Source organism: Mycobacterium zoologicum, from assembly GCF_020181635.2.
GTDB classification, from domain to species: Bacteria; Actinomycetota; Actinomycetes; order Mycobacteriales; family Mycobacteriaceae; genus Mycobacterium; species Mycobacterium zoologicum.
This window is the reverse complement of record NZ_JAYJJS010000016.1, coordinates 1-20,961: the sequence shown is the minus strand read 5'-3', so window position 1 is coordinate 20,961 and position 20,961 is coordinate 1. Positions and strand designations below refer to the sequence as shown.

At 68.2% G+C, this 20,961-nt stretch carries 17 protein-coding genes, 1 tRNA gene and 2 pseudogenes; 7 read left to right on the top strand and 13 right to left on the bottom strand.

Translation table 11 applies throughout. The annotated features are described in order from the left end of the window. Nucleotides 1-14 precede the first annotated feature (14 nt). Together K6T84_RS14035 and K6T84_RS14030 are read right to left on the bottom strand one after the other, a co-directional pair. Entirely contained in the window at nt 15-971 is a 957-nt protein-coding gene (locus K6T84_RS14035; protein WP_225401939.1) for a 2-hydroxyacid dehydrogenase, read from the bottom strand. Next, nucleotides 968-1,576 carry a TetR/AcrR family transcriptional regulator gene (locus K6T84_RS14030; protein ID WP_408066112.1) on the bottom strand — a complete coding sequence of 203 codons (609 nt, stop codon included), beginning with the start codon at nt 1,574-1,576 and terminating at the stop codon, nt 968-970. Before K6T84_RS14030 ends, K6T84_RS14035 begins: the two co-directional genes overlap by 4 nt. A gap of 111 nt (nt 1,577-1,687) precedes the next feature. Between K6T84_RS14030 and K6T84_RS14025 the strand changes: the two genes are divergently transcribed. Next, entirely contained in the window at nt 1,688-2,263 is a 576-nt protein-coding gene (locus tag K6T84_RS14025) for a VOC family protein (RefSeq protein ID WP_225401137.1), read from the top strand. Here the strand turns inward: K6T84_RS14025 and K6T84_RS14020 are convergent. Further along, a complete protein-coding gene (locus K6T84_RS14020; protein ID WP_225401138.1) occupies nt 2,260-2,907 on the bottom strand; it encodes a TetR/AcrR family transcriptional regulator in 648 nt (215 codons plus the stop codon). The two genes, K6T84_RS14025 and K6T84_RS14020, sit on opposite strands and share 4 nt — an antisense overlap. Nucleotides 2,908-2,989: 82 nt before the next feature. Between K6T84_RS14020 and K6T84_RS14015 the strand changes: the two genes are divergently transcribed. Then, on the top strand, nt 2,990-3,880 hold the full coding sequence (locus tag K6T84_RS14015) for an oxygenase MpaB family protein (protein ID WP_225401139.1): 891 nt from the start codon (nt 2,990-2,992) through the stop codon (nt 3,878-3,880). 308 nt (nt 3,881-4,188) lie between these two features. Then, nucleotides 4,189-5,118, top strand: a complete 930-nt coding sequence (locus K6T84_RS14010) for a hypothetical protein (RefSeq protein ID WP_329786695.1) — start codon at nt 4,189-4,191, stop codon at nt 5,116-5,118. Nucleotides 5,119-5,186: 68 nt separating this feature from the next. Here the strand turns inward: K6T84_RS14010 and K6T84_RS14005 are convergent. From K6T84_RS14005 to K6T84_RS13990, 4 genes and pseudogenes are all read right to left on the bottom strand, one after another. Beyond that, nucleotides 5,187-6,337, bottom strand: a pseudogene (locus tag K6T84_RS14005) (IS3 family transposase). A gap of 116 nt (nt 6,338-6,453) precedes the next feature. After that, nucleotides 6,454-8,241 carry a selenocysteine-specific translation elongation factor gene (gene selB, locus K6T84_RS14000; RefSeq protein ID WP_225401141.1) on the bottom strand — a complete coding sequence of 596 codons (1,788 nt, stop codon included), beginning with the start codon at nt 8,239-8,241 and terminating at the stop codon, nt 6,454-6,456. A gap of 2 nt (nt 8,242-8,243) precedes the next feature. Continuing rightward, nucleotides 8,244-9,551: an L-seryl-tRNA(Sec) selenium transferase gene (gene selA, locus K6T84_RS13995; RefSeq protein WP_225401142.1), complete on the bottom strand. Its 1,308-nt coding sequence runs from the start codon at nt 9,549-9,551 to the stop codon at nt 8,244-8,246. 20 nt (nt 9,552-9,571) lie between these two features. Next, nucleotides 9,572-9,663, bottom strand: a tRNA-Sec gene (locus K6T84_RS13990). A 36-nt stretch (nt 9,664-9,699) separates the two neighbouring features. On the opposite strand from K6T84_RS13990, the gene selD reads away from it, so the two are divergent. Both selD and K6T84_RS13980 read left to right on the top strand, forming a co-directional pair. Beyond that, entirely contained in the window at nt 9,700-10,689 is a 990-nt protein-coding gene (gene selD, locus K6T84_RS13985) for a selenide, water dikinase SelD (RefSeq protein WP_225401143.1), read from the top strand. Next, nucleotides 10,686-10,898: a hypervirulence associated TUDOR domain-containing protein gene (locus K6T84_RS13980; protein WP_225401144.1), complete on the top strand. Its 213-nt coding sequence runs from the start codon at nt 10,686-10,688 to the stop codon at nt 10,896-10,898. Before selD ends, K6T84_RS13980 begins: the two co-directional genes overlap by 4 nt. A gap of 4 nt (nt 10,899-10,902) precedes the next feature. On the opposite strand, the gene nrfD is transcribed toward K6T84_RS13980, so the two are convergent. The 3 genes from nrfD to fdnG are packed head-to-tail and all read right to left on the bottom strand — an operon-like array spanning nt 10,903 to nt 16,069. Beyond that, on the bottom strand, nt 10,903-11,943 hold the full coding sequence (gene nrfD / locus K6T84_RS13975) for an NrfD/PsrC family molybdoenzyme membrane anchor subunit (RefSeq protein ID WP_304621302.1): 1,041 nt from the start codon (nt 11,941-11,943) through the stop codon (nt 10,903-10,905). Beyond that, nucleotides 11,940-12,893 (bottom strand): 4Fe-4S dicluster domain-containing protein, encoded by a 954-nt coding sequence (locus K6T84_RS13970; RefSeq protein ID WP_225401145.1) that lies wholly within the window; start codon nt 12,891-12,893, stop codon nt 11,940-11,942. The genes nrfD and K6T84_RS13970 overlap by 4 nt, the downstream gene beginning before the upstream one ends. Then, the gene (gene fdnG / locus K6T84_RS13965; protein WP_225401146.1) at nt 12,893-16,069 is read right to left on the bottom strand and encodes a formate dehydrogenase-N subunit alpha; all 3,177 of its coding nucleotides are present in this window, start codon (nt 16,067-16,069) and stop codon (nt 12,893-12,895) included. Before fdnG ends, K6T84_RS13970 begins: the two co-directional genes overlap by 1 nt. Nucleotides 16,070-16,118: 49 nt before the next feature. Here fdnG and fdhD point away from each other — a divergent pair, with 49 nt between their 5' ends. Next, nucleotides 16,119-16,940 carry a formate dehydrogenase accessory sulfurtransferase FdhD gene (fdhD, locus tag K6T84_RS13960; RefSeq protein ID WP_225401147.1) on the top strand — a complete coding sequence of 274 codons (822 nt, stop codon included), beginning with the start codon at nt 16,119-16,121 and terminating at the stop codon, nt 16,938-16,940. A 122-nt stretch (nt 16,941-17,062) separates the two neighbouring features. After that, the gene (locus K6T84_RS13955) at nt 17,063-17,917 is read left to right on the top strand and encodes a hypothetical protein (RefSeq protein WP_304621303.1); all 855 of its coding nucleotides are present in this window, start codon (nt 17,063-17,065) and stop codon (nt 17,915-17,917) included. Nucleotides 17,918-17,928: 11 nt separating this feature from the next. On the opposite strand, the pseudogene K6T84_RS13950 reads toward K6T84_RS13955, so the two are convergent. The 3 genes and pseudogenes from K6T84_RS13950 to K6T84_RS13940 form a co-directional block, all read right to left on the bottom strand. Next, a pseudogene (locus K6T84_RS13950) lies at nt 17,929-18,489 on the bottom strand (HNH endonuclease signature motif containing protein); the annotation flags it as partial. Nucleotides 18,490-18,574: 85 nt separating this feature from the next. Beyond that, nucleotides 18,575-19,675 (bottom strand): IS110 family RNA-guided transposase, encoded by a 1,101-nt coding sequence (locus K6T84_RS13945; RefSeq protein ID WP_329786694.1) that lies wholly within the window; start codon nt 19,673-19,675, stop codon nt 18,575-18,577. Between the two features lie 69 nt (nt 19,676-19,744). Continuing rightward, nucleotides 19,745-20,893, bottom strand: coding sequence for a DUF222 domain-containing protein (locus K6T84_RS13940; RefSeq protein WP_304621304.1), 1,149 nt, complete (start codon nt 20,891-20,893; stop codon nt 19,745-19,747). Between the last annotated feature and the right edge of the window lie 68 nt (nt 20,894-20,961).

The following is a 20,961-nucleotide window of genomic DNA, read 5'->3' as shown; positions in this document are numbered from 1 at the left end:
TGCGTGAAGTGAATCTAACAACCAGTCGGTTGGTTTACTACGTGGGTCAGCGGCTGCCCGTCGCGCAGCCGCCGGCAGTTCTCGACGGCGACGGTCAGATACCTCGCCATGGTGTCGGCGGTGTACCAGCTGACATGTGGGGTCAGCACCACGTTGTCCAGCCGCAGCAGGGGGTTGTCGGCGGGCACCGGCTCGACGGCGAACACGTCCAGGCCGGCGCCGGCCAGTCGTCCGGTGACCAGCGCCTCGGTCAGCGCAAGCTCGTCGACCACTTCGCCGCGCGCGGTGTTGATCAGTACAGCGCCCGACTTCATGCGTGCCAGCGCGGCCCGGTCCAGCAGGTGATGGGTGCTGCTGGTCAGCGGCACATGCACGGAGACGACGTCGGATTCGGCCAGCAGCTGCGGCAGCGGGCGCCAGCCGGGCCGCCCGTCGTCACCGGTGCTGGTATGGAGCACCTCGGCGCCCATCGCGGCGACGATCCCGGCCACCCGCTGCGCGATGCTGCCGTTGCCGACCAGCCCGACGGTGCAGCCGCCGATGTCTCGGCAGTGCTCGCCCAGTTCGGGATCGGTGGGCCATCCGCGGGCCGCCCGGGTGGCGTGATCCAGTGGCAGCAGCCTGCGCAGCACGGCGAGCATCAGCAGAACCGTGCCCTCGGCCACTGACGCCGCGTTGGCACCCGGCATGTTCGCCACCGCGATGCCGAGTTCGGTCGCGGTGCCGACGTCCACGGTGTTGATCCCGACACCGAACTTCTGCACCAGGCGCAGCCGCGGCCCACTGCGCAGGTCGGAGCCGGGCAACGGGCGCAGCACGTGCCAGAGCACCTCGGCGTCGGCGATCTCAGCGGCGAAGGTGACGTCGTCATCGGCGGCGCACCAGCGGATGTCCAGCCAATCCGATTCGGGTGCAACGAATTCACTGACCTTGCGCCCGGGAATGAAGTGCGCCAGAACCCGCACGGTCAGCAGTCCTTGCCGGTGTAGATCGCCCGGTAGAACACATTGGACAGGGTGCGAATACAGGCTTCGTCGTCGGGGTCGGCGCCGCCGGCGAGCTGGGCGTAGCAGAACTGGTTGAGCATCGACACGATTGCCACCGCCAGCAACTCCGGATCATCGCCGGGGCAATGCCCGTCCGCCTGGGCGCGCCGGATCATGTCGGTGATGAGACCGACCGGTACCGCGCAGATCTCCGCCCAGTAGCGGGCGAAGTCGTCGTTGACGGTCGCCAGTTGCGAGACGCCGACCATCTCCGCGAGGCGGTTGCGGTAGGTGTGCCAATGCGCTGCGGTGGCCTGCTCGATCCGCTCTCGGTTGGACAGGCCGTGGCGGACCACGCCGGCTGCCCGCTCGCCGGCCTCGTCGCGGAATCGCAGGGCCCACTCGCGGACCATGGCCTCTTTGGAGTCGTAGTAGTTGTAGAACGACGCGGCCGACCGGCCTGCCTCGGCGGCGATATCGGCAATGGTGGTGGCCAACACGCCTTTTCGGGCGATCACGGTGCGCGCTGCCGCGTCGATCGCGGCCTGGGTGCGCCGACCCCGGTGGGTGGGCAACGGGGCACGCCGCACGGGTTGTTCGGAGGGTATCGACAACGGAGCCGGATTCCTGTCGCTGGGAGTCTGGATCGAATCTGAATCTGATGTTAGATTCAGATTACGGTCTTGACCAGAGGAGTAGCCATGATCAAACCCCACGGGGTCAACACCGAGTTCGAGATCAGCGGGATCAACCACGTGGCGATGGTGTGCTCGGACATGGAACGCACCGTCGACTTCTACAGCAACATCCTCGGGATGCCGCTGATCAAATCGCTGGACCTGCCGGCCGACGGCGGACAGCACTTCTTCTTCGACGCCGGCAATGGGGCCTGCGTCGCGTTCTTCTGGTTCCCCGACGCCCCCGATCGGGTACCCGGTATCTCGTCGCCGGACGCCATCCCCGGTATCGGCGAGATCACCAGTGCGGTAAGCACACTCAACCACCTGGCCTTCCACGTGCCGGCCGAGAAGTTCGACGCCTACCGGCAGCGGCTGAAGGACAAGGGCGTGCGGGTGGGCCCGATCCTCAACCACGACGAGTCCGAGTGGCAGGCCAGCGTGACGCTGCACCCCGGGGTATACGTCCGGTCGTTCTACTTCCAGGATCCCGACGGAATCACACTGGAATTCGCCTGCTGGACAAAGGACTTCGCCGCCGACGTAGAACACGTCACGCCCAAGACCGCGGCCGACAGGCGAGTGCGCGCAGCCACCTAATCGCGATACAGGTTGGGATTGCCGAGCCTGTCCAGCAGAGCCGTCAGATGCTCGATCAGGCGTTCCGGTGTGAACTGCACCTCGCCGGTCAGCCATGCGCTGATGGTCTGCGCGACCCCGCCGACCACGAAGTGTCCGGCCGCCTTGATCCGGTCGTTGGCCGGCAGGCGCAGCACCGCACCGGCGTGTTGCCCGGACAGCATCGCCAGCAGCGCACTGGATTCCGCGCGTTTGCGCACCACCACCGCGTTGCTCAGGTGCGCGCCGAACAGCAACCGTCCGATCCGGGTGTCCCCGGCGATGGTCCGCACGATGTTGGAGATGCCGGCGTGGGTCTGTTGATCCGCCGGTGCGGAATCCACCACCGACCGGGTTTTGGCGGCCAGGTCGGCGATGACGGCGTCGAACACCGCGCTGACGAGCTCGTCCTTGTCGGCGAAGCTCTCATAGAAGTAGCGGGCGGTCAGGCCGGCCTCGCGGCAGATCCCCCGAACCGTCACTTCGGCGATCTCGGCGGGCTCGGCGCCGAGCATGTCGAGGCCGGCCGCCAACAGCCGTGCGCGGCGTGAGGCCTGCCGATCTGCGGCATCCACCCCGCCGTAGGGGCGGGGGCCCGACGTGTTGGCCGTGACCATACTCACCATCTTGACATCGCGCTGGAACGCGGAGCAATATCAGGAAACGCACGTTTTCAGAATTGGCGGGTAGACAGTGGCAAACACGGCGATGCACCAGGTAGAGCGGCCAGTCAGTGCGGCAGTCGACCCGAAGCGTCGTCGCGCCGCCCCGCCGAGCCACGCCGGCGAGCTCTCCGACGGGCTGTTCGGACTCTCGCTGATGGCCGGCACGGCGAACGTGATCATGCAGCTGGCGCGCCCGGGGGTGGGCTACGGCGTGCTGGAAAGCGTCGTCGACAGCGGGCGCGCGGATCTGCACCCGTTCAAGCGGGCCCGCACCACGATCGGCTACCTGGCGGTGGTCGCGCTGGGCAGCGAGACCGAACAGCTCGCCTTCAAGAAGGCGATCGACGGGTCGCACCGTCAGGTCCGCTCCACCGAGGACAGTCCGGTGAAATACAGCGCGTTCGACCCGGACCTGCAGCTATGGGTGGCGGCCTGCCTCTACAAGGGCTCGGTGGACCTGTATCGAATGTTCTACGGCGAGATGAATGACGACGAGGCCGAGCGGCAATACCGGGAGGCCAAGATCTTCGGCACCGCGCTGCAGATGCGCCCCGAGATGTGGCCGCCGAACCGGGAGGCGTTCGACCGGTACTGGCAGCAGCAGCTCGACACCAACATCTCCATCGACGCCCCGGTGCGCAAGTACCTCTACCGGATAGCGACGGTTCGGGCGCGCGGGGTGACGCTTCCGGGCCCACTGCACAAGCTGGTGGAGGCGCCGTCGCTGTTCATCACCACCGGATTCCTTCCGCAGCGGTTTCGCGACGAGATGGGGCTGCCCTGGGACTCGGCCAAGCAGCGACAGTTCGATGCCCTGATCGCTGCGTTGCGGGTGGTCAACAAACTGACTCCCGGGCCGCTGCGGCGGTTCCCGTTCAACGCGCTGATGGCCGACATGCGGTGGCGGATGCGGACAGGGCGCCCGCTGGTGTGACGCCCGGGAGCCGCGGTAGCTGAGAGTCGCCACTGCCGTATCCCAAGGTGTGTCGGGCGCGTTCGGATGTGATCGGGCCCCGAATCTCTCCCCGATTCATCGTCCGAGCTGCGGTTTTAGTCGCGCGGTCAGGCGAAACCGGCCCCGGGCGGATACGGCGAGCCAAGGCGAATTCACGCTGATCCTGTGATTTGCGTTTGACAGGCCATGCCCCGGTCTCTAAGTTAACGGTGACTTCACAGTCGGGACAAACGTCCACTCAACAACTCCACAAGGGGGGAATTATGAAATCTGTTGCACTAGGTGTTGTGGCAGGTGGGGCAGTTGCGGCCGCGTTCTTCACGGCCGCGGCGGCCAACGCTGAAGTGACGCCGACGCCGGCGCCGACGTGGGCGCCGAACTACTCGATCGACACTGCGGAGCTCCTGCAGGGCGCCAACTCGCCGACCACCTGGGCCGTCGACTCCACCTTCACCAAGGGCTCCACCGTCCTCGACGGCACCACTTACGTCACGTCGTCGGCCGGCGGGTTCAACACCGTGTTCATCGATGAGAACAAGGACGTCTACAACCAGAACCAGCTGGGTATGGGTTTCACCAACCTCTATTACGACAAGGGTGGCGACGGTAAGGATGTCGTCGACATCATCAAGACCCCGTTCGGCAACTTCGACATCTCGTCGATGGCGTCGACGTTCGCTCCGGCCGACATGTCGAAGCTGACCGAGGCCTCGCCGGCGGAGTTGCTGAAGGACGCCGGTCTGTACAGCGCGCTGAACCTCGGGCTGGACAAGAATGCTCCGGCCGACGTGAATTGGTCGCCGACGTATGGCGCTGCCCAGCTGCTGGCCGACAAGGACCCGTTCTCGCAGACCTGGCGGGTGGAAGACACCACCTTCACCCGGGGTGGCGTGGAGCTCACCGGTACGAACTACCTCACGCAGTCGCTGTTCGGTGGCGGCATCAACAACCTGTTCGTGACCGAGGCCGGCGACGTCTACAACCAGAACCAGCTGGGTATGGGCTTCACCAACCTCTACTACGACGCGGACGGCGACGGCAAGGACGTCATCGACATCATGAAGACCCCGTTCGGCAACTTCGACATCTCGTCGCTCGCGTCGTGGTTCGCGCCAACCGACTACTCGGACGCCGTCGCGGCTACGCCCCTGGCTGATCTGAGCGACGCCGGGCTGTACAGCGCGCTGGACCTCGGGCTGACCCCGGAAGCTCCGTAACCGGCACCTGTCGCGCAACAAACACGGAATGATGTGCCCTGGGTTCGGTGGTGTCGCCATACTTGGTTTCAGGCCACGGGTTTGGCGGATTGGTGTAACAGTTCGAACTCTATCGGAGTGCGCATGCCGAGGGCGGAGTGGCGGCGTTGGCGGTTGTGGAAGATCTCCAGGTAGTCGAAGATCGCGTTTGCTAGTTCGATTCTGGTCTTCCAGCGTTTGCGGTTGAGTAGCTCGGTTTGCATTCTGCCCCAGAATGATTCGATCATTGCATTGTCGTAGCAATCGCCGATCGAACCCATCGACGGGACCAACCCCGACCGCTTGGCCCGATCGGTGAATGCCCAGGAGGTGAATTGCACGCCGTGGTCGGAATGGATGATCCCACCGGCATGGGGGTCGCGGTTGCTGATCGCCATGCCGAGCGCGTTGGTGACCAGCGCCGCGGTCTGACTCGAATCGATCGACCAGCCGACCACCCGCCTGGAGAACGTGTCCAGTACCACCGCGCAATACACCTTGCCTTCGTAGGTGCGATGTTCGGTGATATCGGTGACCCACAACCGATTTGGAGCATCACGGGTGAACATCCGCTCCACCAGATCAGTCGCGGTGGGCGTCTCGTGACGGGGCCGGGCACGACGAGTACCTGGCAGACCCTTGATGCCCGCGCGAGCCATCAACATCTCGACCTGGTTGTGGCCGACCTGCAGCCCCAGGCCGAGGGTGAGTTCGGCGTGAACCCGGCGGGCGCCGTAGGTACCCCGCGAGGCTATGTGTACTGCCCGGATCTGCTCGGTCAGCCACGCATGGCGGACCTCCCGAGCCGACGGCGCCCGGCTGCGCCATGCGTAGTAACCCGACTCGGTGACCTCCAACAGCCGGCAGGCCACCTGTACGGGGAGTCCTTCTGCGGCCATAGTCTCTATGGCCGCGTACCGCCTTTTGGGTCGTGCGGCTCCCGCAGCAGCTCACGTGCCCTTTTCAGGACGGCCACCTCAGTTTCCAACTCGCGGATGCGCCTGTTGGCTGCGTTGAGCTCGGCCAGCTCAGCGCGGTTGAGCCCTGGTAGCTGGCCGGTGTCGATGAGTTCCTGTTTTCGCCAGCCGTAGATGGTCTGGTCGCTGACATTCAGATCCGCTGCGATCTGCGCGATCGGACGGCCAGCGGCCACCAGGTCGAGCACCTTGCGGCGGAACTCTTCGGGATAACGCTTGGGCACGGACACGGCTCCTTCGTGGACGTCGTGACCAGAAGTCAAGCAAACCGACTCCGTGCAACCCAGGGCACATCAGAATGCCCCGGTTCGCCGGGGCATTTCGTGTTTCCCGGCACCATTCAGTGCACGACTTCCCGGTGGACCGCATCGATCCGACGGGTCCAGCCTCGGGTGTCGAGGTGCTCCAGCAGCGGGATCATGACTCGCCGGGTGGTGTTCAGGGCCTGGCGGGCGGTGCTGGCGGTGAACGGCTGATCCAACCGGGCCAGCTCGCGCATGGCCAGGGCCGGGGCACTCGGCAGCAGCACCAGTTCCTCACGCAGTCGTAGCAGCCGGCCGGCCCGCTCGGCCGCGGCCAGCTCGCGTATCCCCAGTCGCAGTTCGGTCAGGTCGTCGGCCTCCGGAGCATGGAACGGGGTTGCCGCAAGACGGGTTTCCAACTCGGCTATCGCGGCCTCGGCCGGCCCGAGGTCGCCGACGGCATCCGGCAGCCGAATCCGCCCGGCGTGCTCCTCCAGCGCGGCATCGGTGATGAGCGCAGCCAGCAATCCCTGATCCGGCAGGGTGAGCAGACCCGCGGCTGCTCCACGAGAAAGACCGCCCGCCAACGGATCTTGATGCTGTAGCTGCTGCACCGTATCGATCAGACGTTGCCGCCATCCGGCATAGTGGGACTCATCGACCCACCAGTCGCCGAGAGCCCGGACGCCAGGGGGTACCGCCGGCCAGGTGAAGCCCAGCGTCCGCAGCAGTCGTTCACGGACGGCTCCGCGCCGGCTCACCTCTGCGGCCGGGTCACCGTTCGGATCGAAACCTGCCAGCGCGGTGGCTCGGCGGGCCGCATCGCCACGACGCCGCAGCGTGGGTGGGTCGGCGTCGAGCACCGTCACTCCGCTCAGGATGCGGCGCGCTCCGGGATCTCGTAGCAGCAGGCGGTCCGGGAGGGACAGCGGCACAGGGTATTCCAGCGTCAGGCGGGCGTGCTCGCCGTCGAAACACCGCAGTCGGGCGGGCACCGCGGCGGTGCCGGCGTGGACGACGAGACACGCGGGGGCGTCGTTCAGCGATGCGCCGGTGTCACGCCGTACGTCGACGACAGCGGTGGTGAACCACGCGTCGGGGGTCACCAGGACGTCGCCGCGTCCGGCGTCACCGGCAGCCACACCCCGCAGGTTGACCGCCACCCGGGCGGTGGGGCCGAGCGCCGCGTGCGGCTCGCCGCAGCTCTGCAACCCGCGGACCACCACGTCGCGCGGCTGTCCGCGATGCACCAACTGCAGGTGATCACCGACGGTCAGGGTTCCGGCGGTCAGGGTGCCGGTCAGCACCGTCCCCGCGCCGGTGATGCTGAACGATCGATCGACCCACAGCCGGACCCGTCCGTCCGCTTGGGGTGCCGGCGACCGGGCCGGCATGTCGTCGAGAACCGCCCGCAGCGTGTCCAGGCCGGTGCCGTCGGCTGCCGACACGACGACGAGCGGGGCATCGTGCAGGCCGGTCTGGGCGAGCTCGCTTCGGGCCTGGTGTGACACCTCGTCGATGCGTGCGGCGCCGGCCCGATCAGCTCGGGTGAGTACCACAAGTCCTTGGGAAATGCCCAGGGCTGCAAGGGCGTCGCGATGGTCGCCCGATTGTTCCTGCCAGCCTTCGTCGGCGGCGACCACGAAGCAGACGACCGAGGCGGGCCCCAGGCCGGCCAGGGTGTTGGGCAGGAAGCGTTCGTGGCCCGGGACATCGACGAAGGCCACCTGCTGACCCGACGGCAGTGCGGTCCAGGCGAATCCGAGGTCGATGGTGAGCCCGCGGCGGCGTTCCTCGGCCCACCGGTCGGGTTCCATTCCGGTCAGTGCGCGCACCAGGGTGGATTTGCCGTGATCGACGTGGCCGGCGGTGGCGACGACGAACATCTTCAATTGATCCGGTCGAGAGCGGCTCGCACCGCGGCCAGCAGCCGTTCGTCGTCGGGCTCGGCCACGCAGCGCAGATCGAGCAGGCAGGCCCCGTCATGCACCCTGGGCAGCACCGCGGGATCACCGAGGCGCAGTGGCGCGGCCACCGTTTCCGGCAATCGCACCGCCCAGCCCGGCAGCGGGACTCCCGGCGCACCACCACCCCCGACCCGGCCGTCGTGCGCGACGACGGTGGCCCCGACCGCATCGGCCAGCCGTTGCGCGCGGGCCTGCAATCGGCCCGGGTCGGCGTGCAGGGCCCGGGTGGCCGGGGGAGCCGCGCCGGAGACCGTCGCCTCCAGTGCCGCGAGCGTGAGCTTGTCGGCGCGCACCGCGCGGGCCAACGGATGCCGGGCCAGCCGGGCCACGATCTCGCCGCGGCCCAGCACCACGCCGGCCTGTGGGCCGCCGAGCAGCTTGTCCCCGCTGGCGGTGATCACGTCTGCGCCATCGGTCAGGGCTGTGGTCGCATCCGGCTCGCCGGGCAGCCGTGCGTCGGGCGCGAGGAGCCCGCTGCCCAGGTCAGCCACCAGTGGCACATCGTATTCTGCTGCCAGCGGCCGTAATTCGCGTAGTTCGACCGCCGCGGTGAATCCGTGGACGGCGAAGTTGCTGGGATGGACCTTCAGGATGCAGCCGGTCTGTGGGCCGAGGGCTTCGGCGTAGTCACGCAGGTGGGTGCGATTGGTGGTACCCACCTCACGCAACCTGGCACCCGTGGAGGCGATCAGGTCGGGCAACCGGAACCCGGCTCCGATCTCGATCAACTCACCACGGCTGACCACCACCTCCCTGCCGGTGGCCAGTGCGGTGGTCGCCAAAACCAAGGCGGCGGCGCCGTTGTTGACCACCAGGGCGTCCTCGGCGGGCGGGCATGCCGCCAGCAGTGCCGCTCGCGCGGCGACACCACGCGCCGACCGGGCCCCGGTGGCCAGGTCCAACTCGACGTCGACGTAACCGCTGGCAGCCACCAGGGCATCGACCGCGGCGGCCGACAACGGCGCCCGGCCCAGGTTGGTGTGCACCACCACCCCGGTCGCGTTGAGCACGGGACGCAAAGTGCTCCCGGTGTGTTCTGAAAGCTGTTTCAGCACAGCGTATTCCACCTGATCAGGTGCGAGTTCACCGCGTCTCGCCAGGTCCTGAGCGTCGCGCACAAGCCCGCGCACCACATGTTCGCCGAGTCGGGTGCGGGCGGCGGCCACGCTGGGCAGCATCAGCAGCGCGTCGGTGCGCGGAATCGCGCGCCGCGGGTCCACCTCGTTCACTCCCACCTCCTCGACACGAGCGGAGGCGGACGGGAATCGAACCCGCCAGGCCGAGTTGCTCGACCTCACCGGTTTTGAAGACCGGGGAGCCCACCAGGACTCAGACGCCTCCCTGCGTCGATGACGACGCGGTGACTAGCCTAAGCCGATGGGCTCGGCGCAGCGCATCCGATTGACCGGCTACGCACATGGCGGCGGCTGTGCGTGCAAAATCCCGCCCGGTGAGCTGGAAGACGCGGTGCGCGGCCTGACCGGCCAATCCGGCGGCCGGGTGCTGGTCGGCCTCGACGACGGCGACGACGCCGCGGCGGTATTGGTGCGCGACGACCTGGCCGTGCTGTCCACCGCGGACTTCTTCACCCCGGTGGTGGATGACGCCTACGACTGGGGCCGAATCGCCGCCGCCAACGCGCTGTCGGACGTCTACGCGATGGGCGGAGAGCCGGTGGTCGCGATCAATCTGGTCGGTTGGCCGCGGGAGACGTTGCCGATGGAACTGATGACCGAGGTACTGCGCGGTGGGCTGGCGGTGGCGGCGCAGGCGGGGTGCCCGGTGATCGGGGGACACTCCATCGACGATCCGGAGCCGAAGTACGGCATGGCGGTCACCGGAGTGGCGGACCCGAATCGGTTGCTGCGCAACGACGCCGCACGAGCGGGCCAGCCGCTGACGTTGACCAAACCGATCGGGGTGGGGCTGCTCAACAACCGGCACAAGGCGACCGGCGAGGTGTTCGGCGAGGCGATCGCCACCATGATCGCGCTGAACCGCGACGCGGCGGTGGCTGCGGTGTCGGCCGGGTTGCGCGCCGCCACCGACGTCACCGGGTTCGGGCTGCTCGGCCATCTCTACAAGCTGTGCCGGGCCTCCGGCATCGGCGCGGTGATCGACCGCGCGGCGGTGCCGGTGATCGAGGGCGCTCGCGACGCGCTGCGCGACGGATTCGTCTCCGGCGGTACCCGACGCAACCTCGACTGGGTGCGCCCGCACCTGCGCCCCGGACCCGGGGTGACCGAGGACGACCTGCTACTGCTGGCCGACGCGCAGACCTCCGGGGGCCTGCTGGTGGTCGGCGAGCTTCCCGGGTATCCGGTGATCGGGCATACCGTGGCGGGCAGCGGAATCGAGGTGCGATGAGTGAATTCAACGTGGGTGATCACGTGCGGTGGAACTCCGAGGCCGGTTACGTGACCGGCCGGATCACCGAGGTCCACACCGCGGACACCGATTACAAGGGGCATCGCCGGCACTGCAGCCCGGACGACCCGCAGTACGAGATCAAAAGCGACAAGACCGACCACATCGCCATGCACAAAGGATCGGCGCTGCACAAGATGACCGATTAGTCGGCTACCCCGCCGTGGTGATCGAATCGTCGGTGATCCCCGCGGCACGGCGCGCCGCCAGCCTGCGCTTCTGCGGCTCGATGGTGTAGCGGGGATCCTTCGCCGAGGCGATCCCGGCCTCGAACACCCCGAACCGGGTGAGTGCCGACGCCGCCAGCAACGCCGCCCCCGACAGCGCCGCCACCCCACGGTGCCGGCCGCCCAACAGCGTGCCGATACCGCCGGCCACCGCCAGGCGTTCGCTGGCCCGCAGCATCGCCCCGGCCCGGCCCTCATGCAGCGGCTCGGCGGCCACCGGGTCCATCCGCTGCTCCATGAACCGGGTGGCGATCACGTCGCCGAGGACGCCGAGCATCGCCAGGCGCCGCGCCGGCCCGGCCTCGGCCACCGGCGTGGTCAGCATCGCCAGGCCGCCGGAGGCCAGGCCGGCCGAACTGACGAACACGAACGGCAGGTCCCGATGGGCGCCATGCCAGGTCGGGGTTGCGGTGTCGCCCAACAGCACTGCGGTATATACGGCCAGCGGTGCCGCGAACACCGCCGCCTCCAATCCGGCCGGGCCCTCCACCGCGCGCAGCACACCGCGCAGCGGACCCAGCGGCAGCCGCTCGCCGGTCAGCCGGTCGACCTCCGCGGCCGCGGCCACCCCGGCACCGGTGCTGAACGCCGACAGGATCCACGACCCCACGCTCATCGGTGAGGTGAGCTTGATGGTGCGCAGCATGTTGACGAACCGCTCCGGGCGGCCGAGGTCGCTGATCAGCGCAGCCGCACTCAGCGCCACCGCTGCCAGCGCTGCCAGCCGGGAGTTGCGCCGCAACACCTTTCGCCCGGTCAACTGGGCGCCGGCGGCCAGCAGTCCGGAGCCGCCCGCAACCCCGCCGAGGAACAGATACGCGGCGATCTCGTGCGACCACGGCGCGGGCTTGACCACCGGCCGGCCGTAGTAGGAGCTGAACGTCACGTCGGGCACCATCGGCATCTCGCGGCCGCCGTCGCCACCGCCGCGACGCCGACGCCGCCTGGGCTGCTGCTGGGTGCTCACCGTCGCCTCCCCAGAAACGCCACCGCCACCGCGCCGATCATCCCGGCGGCGGCCAGTCCGGCCCGCCGGAACATCTCCGGCAGGTCCGCGGTGCCCACCCGTGGGTCGGGCGGCAGGCCGTACACCTCCGGCTCGTCGAGCAGCAAAAAGACCGACCCGGTGCCGCCGACACCGTCATTGGCATTGGCGCCGTAGAGCCGGGCCTCGGTGCGGCCCTGCGCGTGCAGCCGGGCAACCCGCTCCCGGCCCTCGGCGACGAGATCGTCGTGGTCGCCGAACTTGATCGATTCGGTCGGACAGGTTTTCGCGCAGGCCGGAATCTCGTCGTCGACCAGCCGGTCGTAGCACATGGTGCACTTCTGGGCGATACCGGCGCGTTCGGCCGATACGCCCGCCGTGCCGTTGGGTCGGCGCTCGATCACGCCGAACGGACACGCCGGCACACAGTTGCCGCAGCCGTTGCAGATGTCGTCCTGTACCACCACGGTGCCGAACTCGGTGCGGAACAACGATCCCGTCGGGCAGACGTCGAGGCACCCGGCATGCGTGCAGTGCTTGCAGACGTCCGAGGACATCAGCCAGCGGAACTGATCGGTGTCGGGAGGAGTGAGATCCGGTGCCGCGCCGGGCATTTTCGGCATGCCCAGGTCGATCAGCTGCCGTCCGCTCTCCCGCGCCTCGGCGATGGCGTCGCGGCCCTGCTCGATGAACGCCACGTGCCGCCAGGTGTTGGCGCCCAGCGCGCCGGTGTTGTCGTAGGACGACCCGAGCAGCTCCAGGTCACCGTCGGCCGGATTGTGGTTCCACTCCTTGCAGGCCACCTCGCAGGCCTTGCAGCCGATACAGATCGAGGTGTCGGTCAGGAACCCCTTGCGCGGGTGCCGCTTTCCGGGTATCTCTGACCACCCGGCGTCGGCGGCGGGGTCGGTAGGTCCGGACAGTTGGCCCATCAGTCCTGCCTCTCCGGATCGGTGTTTCCGGTCTCTGGCGTTGCGCCGGAACGACTTTGGTACTCGGCGACCAGACGCAACAACTCCTCGCCGTGCGGCCGACGGCCCGGCCGGATGTCGCACGAACCGGCCTTGGACTCCTGGATCTGCACGTTGGGATCCAGTGTCACCCCGAGCAGGTCGTTGGCGGCGTCCCCGCTGACCACCGCGTCGCCACCGACTCCCCAGTGGTACGGCAGCCCGATCTGGTGCACCGTGTGCCCGCCCACCACCAATGGCGTCATCCGATCGGTCACCAGCACGCGAGCCTCGATCGCCGCCCGCGGCGAGATGATGGTGGCCCAGCCGTAGTTCTCCAGGCCCCGTTCGGCGGCCAGTGCCGGCGACACTTCGCAGAACATCTCCGGCTGCAGCTCGGCCAGGTACGGCAGCCAGCGGCTCATCCCGCCAGCGGTGTGGTGCTCGGTCAGCCGATAGGTGGTGAACACGTAGGGGTAGACGTCGGCGCCCGGCTCCCCGGCGCTGGGGGCGGACAGATTGTCCTTGCGCGAGAAGGTGATTCGGGCGGGGTTGCGCTGTTGAGCGTGCAGCGCGTTGACCACCGGGGATTCCTGCGGTTCGTAGTGCGTGGGCAGTGGACCGTCGACGACGCCCTTGGGCGCGAACAGCCAGCCCTTGCCGTCGGGCTGCATCACGAACGGATCGTCGCCGCCCAACGCAGCCGGTCCACCGGTCGCCGGATCACCCGACGATCCCGGGGCGCGGTCGATCACGAAGTCAGGCACGTCATCGCCCACCCAGCGGCCCAACTCGGGGTCCCACCAGATGTATTTCTTGCGTTCGCTCCAGGGCACGCCGCCCGGGTCGGCAGACGCCCGGTTGTACAGGATCCGGCGATCGGCCGGCCAGGCCCAGCCCCACTGCGACTGGGTGCGGCCCGGCCCGCCACGGTGCACCCGACGGGCGGCCTGATTGACCCCGTCGGCGTACACGCCGCTGTAGATCCAGCAGCCGGCGGCGGTGGAACCGTCGGCGCGCAGTTCGGTGAAACCCGACAGGCACCGGCCGGCCTCGTCACCGGTCAGTTGGTGGCCGTTGATCTCGGCCAGCACGAACTGCGGATCGGGATCGCCGTGTTCGTCAACGGGGTAGTCCCAGACCAGATCCAGCAGCGGCCGGTCGGCCGGATCGGTGGAGCCGGCCAGCTTGGCGCGAATCCGGTTGCCCAGCTCGACGAAGAACGCCAGCTCGCTGATGGCGTCGCCCGGCGGTTCGACGGCCTTGTGCCGCCACTGCAGCAGTCGCTGGGTCTGGGTGAAGGTCCCGGCCTTCTCCACGTGGCTGGCAGCCGGCAGGAAGAACACCTCGGTGTCGATGTCTTCCGCGCGCAGCTCGCCGGAGGCAATCTCGGGTCCGTCCTTCCACCAGGTGGCCGACTCGATCAGGTTGAGGTCACGGACCACCAGCCATTTCAGGTGCGACATGCCGAGGCGCTGCTGGCGGCCGTTGGCCGAACCGACGGCCGGGTTCTGGCCGAGCAGGAAGTAGCCCTGCACCTTGTCGTCCAGCATCCCGGTGACGGTCTGATAGGTGCCGTGCGCGCCGGTCAGCCGCGGCAGATAGTCGAAGCCCCAGTCGTTTTCGGCATGCGCGGCCTTGCCCCACCACGCCTTGAGCAGGCTCACAGTGTAGGCGTCGGCGTTGGCCCAGAACCCCTTCTGCTGCTTGGAGGCGACGGCGGCCAGGTAGTCCGCCAGGGTGTCGTGCTTGCCGGCGTGCGGCATCGGCAGATAGCCGGGCAGCATGTCGAACAGCGTCGGGATATCGGTGGAGCCCTGGATGCTGGCGTGCCCGCGCAGCGCCATGATCCCGCCGCCCGGGCGGCCCACATTGCCCAGCAGCAACTGCAGGATCGCGGCGGTGCGGATGTACTGGGCGCCCAGGGTGTGCTGGGTCCAGCCGACGGCGTAGGCGAAGCAGGTGGTGCGCTCCCGCCCGGAATTGGATGTCACCGCGGCGGCCAGATAGTCGAATGCTGCCCCGTCGATGCCGCAGACCTCGCGGACCATGTCGCGGGTATAGCGGGCGTAGTGCCGCTTGAGGATCTGGAACACCGTGCGCGGGTGCTGCAGCGTCACGTCGGTCACCGGCGAGCCGGCCTCGTCTCGTTGATAGGCCCATGTCGCGTTGTCGTAGCTGCCGGTGGCCGGGTCGAACCCGGAGAACAGCCCACCCAGATCCTCGGTGTCGCGGAAGTCCTCACCGACCAGCGTCGCGGCGTTGGTGTAGGCCAGCACGTAGTCACCGAACCACAGGCCCTCGGTGAGGATGTGGTTGATCAGCGCACCCAGCAGCACCACGTCGGATCCGGCCCGGATCGGAATGTGCTTGTCGCACACAGCCGATGTGCGGGTGAAGCGCGGATCGACGTGGATCACCACCGCGCCGCGGGCTTTGGCCTCGGCCACCCACTGGAATCCCACCGGGTGGCACTCGGCCATGTTCGAACCCTGGATGACTATGCAGTCGGCATTGGCCATGTCTTGCAGGAATTGCGTCGCCCCACCGCGACCGAAGGAGGCTCCCAGACCGGGAACCGTGGCGGAGTGTCAAATACGAGCTTGGTTGTCTATCTGTATGACGCCGGCGGCGGTGAAGAGTTTCTTGATGACGTAGTTCTCTTCGTTGTCCAGCGTGGCGCCGCCCAATGAGGCGATGCCCATGGTGCGGCGCAGTGCGCGCCCATTTTCGTCGGCGTCCTGCCAGGTGTCGCGCCGCGAGGCGATGAATCGGTCGGCCACCATGTCGATCGCGGTGTCAAGCTCCAGCGGCTGCCAGTCGGTGGCCCGCGGCGCGCGGTAGAGCACGGTGATCTGCCGGCCGGGGGAGTTCACCAGCTGCTCGCTGGCCGCACCCTTCGGGCACAACCGGCCCCGGGAGATCGGCGAGTCCGGATCGCCCTCGATGCCGACGACCTTCTCGTCTTTGACGTAGACGCGTTGGCCGCAGCCCACCGCACAGTACGGGCAGACGCTGGCCACGACCCGGTCGGCGGTCGCGGTTCGTGGAGTGGTCTCGCGGGTGTGTTCGGACGTCACCGCGGGGCCGCGGCCCAGCAGGTCACCGGTGCGCAGTTGCCGGATCACCGGCCAGCCAAGGAACTTTCGCTCACTCATTGTCCGAGCCTAACCGCGGCGCACCACCCCGGCGAGCATGATGGGGAACATGGGTCGGGTCATACGCCGCAACGCCCGGCACCTTCGCGCCGGCACGACGACGCAACGTGAGGAGACTCTGGCCGTCGAGGAGCCGCTGGAAATCCGAGTGAACGGCGCTCCGCTCAGCGTCACGATGCGTACCCCCGGAGCCGATGTCGAACTGGTCCAGGGGTTTCTGCTCACCGAGGGGATCATCGCCGGCCGCGACGACGTGGTGACGGCACGCTACTGCTGCGGCACCGGGCAGAACCCACCGCAGGACTACAACGTGCTCGAGGTGACGCTGGCCGAGCACGTGCCGCGACCGGACGTGGATCTGACCCGCAACTTCTACACCAGCTCGTCGTGCGGGGTGTGCGGCAAGGCATCTCTGGAAGCGGTGCGGTTGGCCAGCCGCTACGGCCCCGGCGACGATCCGGTGCGGGTCAGCGCGGCGGCCCTGACGGCGATGCCCGACCAACTGCGGGCCGCCCAGGACATGTTCGCCCGTACCGGCGGACTGCACGGCGCCGCGTTGTTCGACACGGACGGGTCGCTGCTGGTGGTTCGCGAAGATGTCGGACGGCACAATGCGGTCGACAAGGTGATCGGCTGGGCGCTCGAACACGGTCGGGTACCGCTGACCGGGGCGGTGCTGCTGGTCAGTGGGCGGGCGTCGTTCGAGCTGACCCAGAAGGCGGTGATGGCCGGGGTGCCGCTGCTGGCCGCGGTGTCGGCCCCGTCGTCGCTGGCCGTCGATCTGGCTGCCGAAGCCGGGTTGACGCTGGTGGCGTTTCTGCGCGGCGACGCGATGAACGTCTACACCAGGCCGGACCGCGTCATCGGGTAAGGGCCGGGATATTGTCCGCAAGAGCGGGTAATTGCGACTGATCAACTTGCATCTTCGGGTTCAGGCATTAGTGTGACCAATCTGAGTAATACCTGGCTGGATTCCGTAGAACGAGGTGCACGATGGCTAGTCACAGCAAGCGCATGATCGGCGTAGGCGCCACAGCCGCGGCCTTCCTGGCCGGGGGAATGACATCGGTCGCCGCCCCCACCGCGCACGCCGACCTGTGGGACGTGTTCGTCGACCCGCTGGTGAACGTCTTCGACGGCGGGACAGCCGCCGACTCGTTCACCGATTTCAGCGGCAGTGCCGTGGCGCTGGACCCGTCCGACTTCGGGCAGTCGGTCAACGACGCGCTGCAGGTATGGCTGGCCAGTGACTCCGGCGCGCAGGTGGCCGAAATGCTCAACGCGCCGTTCGTCTACCTGTTCGGTCGCGACCTGATCGGCAATGGCGTCGACGACTTCACCGACGCGAACACCTCGCTGCTGGGCAGCACCGGCCTGTACGGCGACCTCGGCGACGGGGGCTTCCTGTTCGGCAACGGCGGGGCCGGGGCCGACGGTGTGGCCGGCGTGAACGACGGCGCCGGCTGGGCCGGCGGCTCGGCGGGCATGATCGGCAACGGTGGCGACGGCGGTGCCGGCGTGGCCGGCGCGGCGGGCGGGGCCGGTGGTGACGGCGGCAGCATGTTCGGCAACGGTGGCAACGGCGGCGCCGGCGGCGCGGGCGGCAACGCCGGATCGTGGTACGGCAACGGTGGCGACGCCGGGATCAAGGGACCCGATACCCCCGGCGGTCAGGGCGGAACCGGCGGCGTGGGCGGTGCGGGCAGCATGAACGGCTCCAACGGAACGGCGGGCGCCGCGGGTACCACTCCCGGCAGTCACTCCGGCGGTGGTGGCGGCTGCGTTCCCAACCCCGGCGGCGGCGGCCCGGGCGGGCCCGGCAGCGGCACCGGCTGCCACGGCGGCTGAGCACCGATTCGTCAGCCGGTTTCTTCCCAGTCGTCGGCGAGGCTGAATCGGTTGGCGAGGGCGTCGTAGTCCATGGCCTCGTAGCTGCGGAGCAGCCCCTCGAAGGCTTCGTCGTAGCCGGGGTCGCCGGGTAGGGGTTCGTCGAGGTCCGGCCAACCCGGTGGTGGTGGTTGGGGGTCGGGCGGCTCAACCTCAGGTGCGGCGCGGTGGTAGTCGATGGTGGTTTCGATGAGGTGGAAGGGGTTGGTGCGGGGTTGGCCGTGGTTGAGTTTGGGTGGGGGGATCCATTCGACGCGGCCGGTGTCACCGAGGTGGGTGGTCCAGCCCTGTTCGGTGGCCATCCGGTTGTCGGGGGCGCAGGCCAGGGTCAGGTCATCGATGTCGGTGTGGCCGTCATCGGCCCACTCGCGCATGTGGTGGGCCTGGGTCAGGTATCCCGGGACGGTGCAGCCGGGTCGGGTGCAGCCGCGGTCGCGGGCGTGCAGCACGATGCGCTGATCGGCGGTGGCGAGGCGTTTGGACCGGCCCAGCCACAGCGCTCGGCCGTGGCCGTCGAAGATGCTCAGGTAGTGACGCCTCTCTGTGTCAAGGGGGGCGTTGTAGGTTGGTCTGGCGGGCCCGGGAAGTGACTTGTCTGAAGTGCCGGTGTGCGGGGTGTCAGCCGGCCGCGCGAGACGATAGAGCCGCCCCCGGGTGTCCTCCCGGGTCCGCCTCATGTAGGCGGGCGTCGCGGGTGAGCTGTCGGTAGACCGCGTCGGATAGGCGTCGTTTGAGGCAGCGCATTGCTTCACGCTTGCTTTTGCCTTCGGATCGTTTGCGCTGGTAGTAGGCCTGTGCTGGTGGATGGTTGCGGACTTGGGTCAGTGCCATGACGTGCAGGCAGGAGTTGAGTTGACGGTTCCCGGCCCGGGAGAGTCGGTGTCTGGTGACATCGCCGGAGGACACTTCGATGGGAGCTGTCCCGGTGTAGGTGGCGAAGGCGGCCGCTGAACGGAATCGGTCGATGGATCCGACGTGGCTGATGATTTTGGCAGCCGAGAGTGTTCCGATGCCGTGCAGTTCGGTGAGGGTGGTCTTGGATGCGGTGACCGCGGATTTGATGTCGCGGACGGCCTTAGCGATGCGGCGATCGAGGTGGCGTATCTCGCTGACAAGGTCGGTAGCCAAGGCGCGAAAGGTCTTTAAGGCAGGGTCGCGGGGTCGGAGCGTGGATAGCAGAGTCGCGGCACGGTCGGCGGTGAGATTGCCCGGTGCTCCGCCGGGGCTCAATCGGGTGAGGACGACGTGGAGCCGGTTGATGGTTTGCGTGCGGGTCTTCACCAAGTCTTCGCGGTGCTCGACGATGGCCCGTAGTGCGGCGGCGGCGTCATCGACGGTGACGGTGGTGAGCTGGGCAGCGTTGAGTGCGGCGATGCCCACCGACAGAGCATCGGCGTCGTCGTTCTTTCGTCCGTGGCCGGTGGACAGAAGCCGCACGCGGGCAGCAAGTTTGGCGGGCACGTCCACCACGTCCACACCGTCGCGGGCCAGCTGTGCGGTCAACGGAGCACCCATTCCATGGGCACCTTCGATGGCCCACAGGTTGGCCTGCCAGGTGCGGGCGAAGCGGTGCAGGGAGCGGTAGCCCTCTGGGCTCACGGGTACTCGCAACGTGGCAAATGGTTGCAGGGATTCGCCGACAGCTGCGGCGGTCCACGATGCTTTGTGCGGATCGATGGCGATTACCACCCGGTGATCGATGCTGGATAGTGCTTGCATGTGTGCGGCTCCTTCTCGATTCGTTGGAAGCGAGGAGGGCACATCAACTTTCGGCTATGCAGGCCTCTCTCAAGCCACTCCTCGGTGCGGCGGTGGACGGACGCAGGTCACTACTGAGTCAACCCTCGCAGGTGACAGATACGCATCGAGCGGAGCCGACCACCGCCTCGAAGAGCATGGCTGCAGACCAGACCCTCCAGGAATGGATTCAACAAGTTGGTGGGCGTGTGAGGCCATCTGCAGCAGATCACTCATTGGCAGCAGGGAGCCACCGCCGGTGTGGGCGGTGCCGGTGGCGGCCTGCAATTGCGTCAGGGTGGTCGTCACGATCACGGTGACCGGCAGGCCGTTGAGTTGGCCGAGGTCCCCACTGGCCAGGGTGGCCCGTAGCGCGGCCAGCAGCGCGTCGTGCTGGCGTTGGTCGCGGGTGCGGTGATCGTGCTCGATCTGCTCCTGGCTGGGGGTGCCGGAGACACAGGGGGCCTCGTCGGTGGCGTTGCACATTCCCGGGGCGGCAAGCTTGGCCAGGACCGGTTCCAGGGTGGCCCGCAGCTGCGCGCTGATCGTGCCGGACAGGCTGCTCATCCCGTCGGGGCGTTGCGGACCGAGTCGCAGGCCGCGCTGGGCGTGGCGTTGGCGGTCGTCGGGTTCCTTGCCGTCTTGATCCAATACGGCGATCAGGTGCACCGCCAGGCGCCGGAAGGTCTCCGGGGCGAACTGTGTCGCCATTTCGGCCAGGTCGCGTTCGGCGCGCTCCCGATCGGCGGCCGCGATCCGGGCCGGGATCTTGTCTATCGCTTTGACCGCGATCGCCACATGCTCGGGGCCGATCTGCCCGCCCGCTTGGGCGGCAGCCAGGCTGGGCAGCACCGGTGCGAGGGCCTCACCGGTGATCGCGGTGCGCGGACCCAGTACCGCGGCCTCATCGATGCGCCGGCGGGCTTCTGTGGCGCTGATCCGCAACCGCTCACCCAGGGCCTTGGCCAGTGAGCATCCCGCCAGCGCCTCGCAATGGCCCTCGGCCACGAAGCGGGCCACGATCTGGTGATCGATGACCGGGGCCTGCCGGGCCAGCGCCTCCCGGCGGGCCAGCACCTCCACCAACTCCTGCGGACTCAACGCGTCGAACGAGCACCGCGCCAACCGGGCATGGACCGCCTCCATCGCGTCCAGGCACCCCATGATGGTGTCCCGATCGCCGAACGCATCCCTACCCACAAATCGAACACTAGTGGCGCTCCACGGGTTTTCGTGGGCGCTTTTCTGCTGTTCAGGGCGGTTTCCCG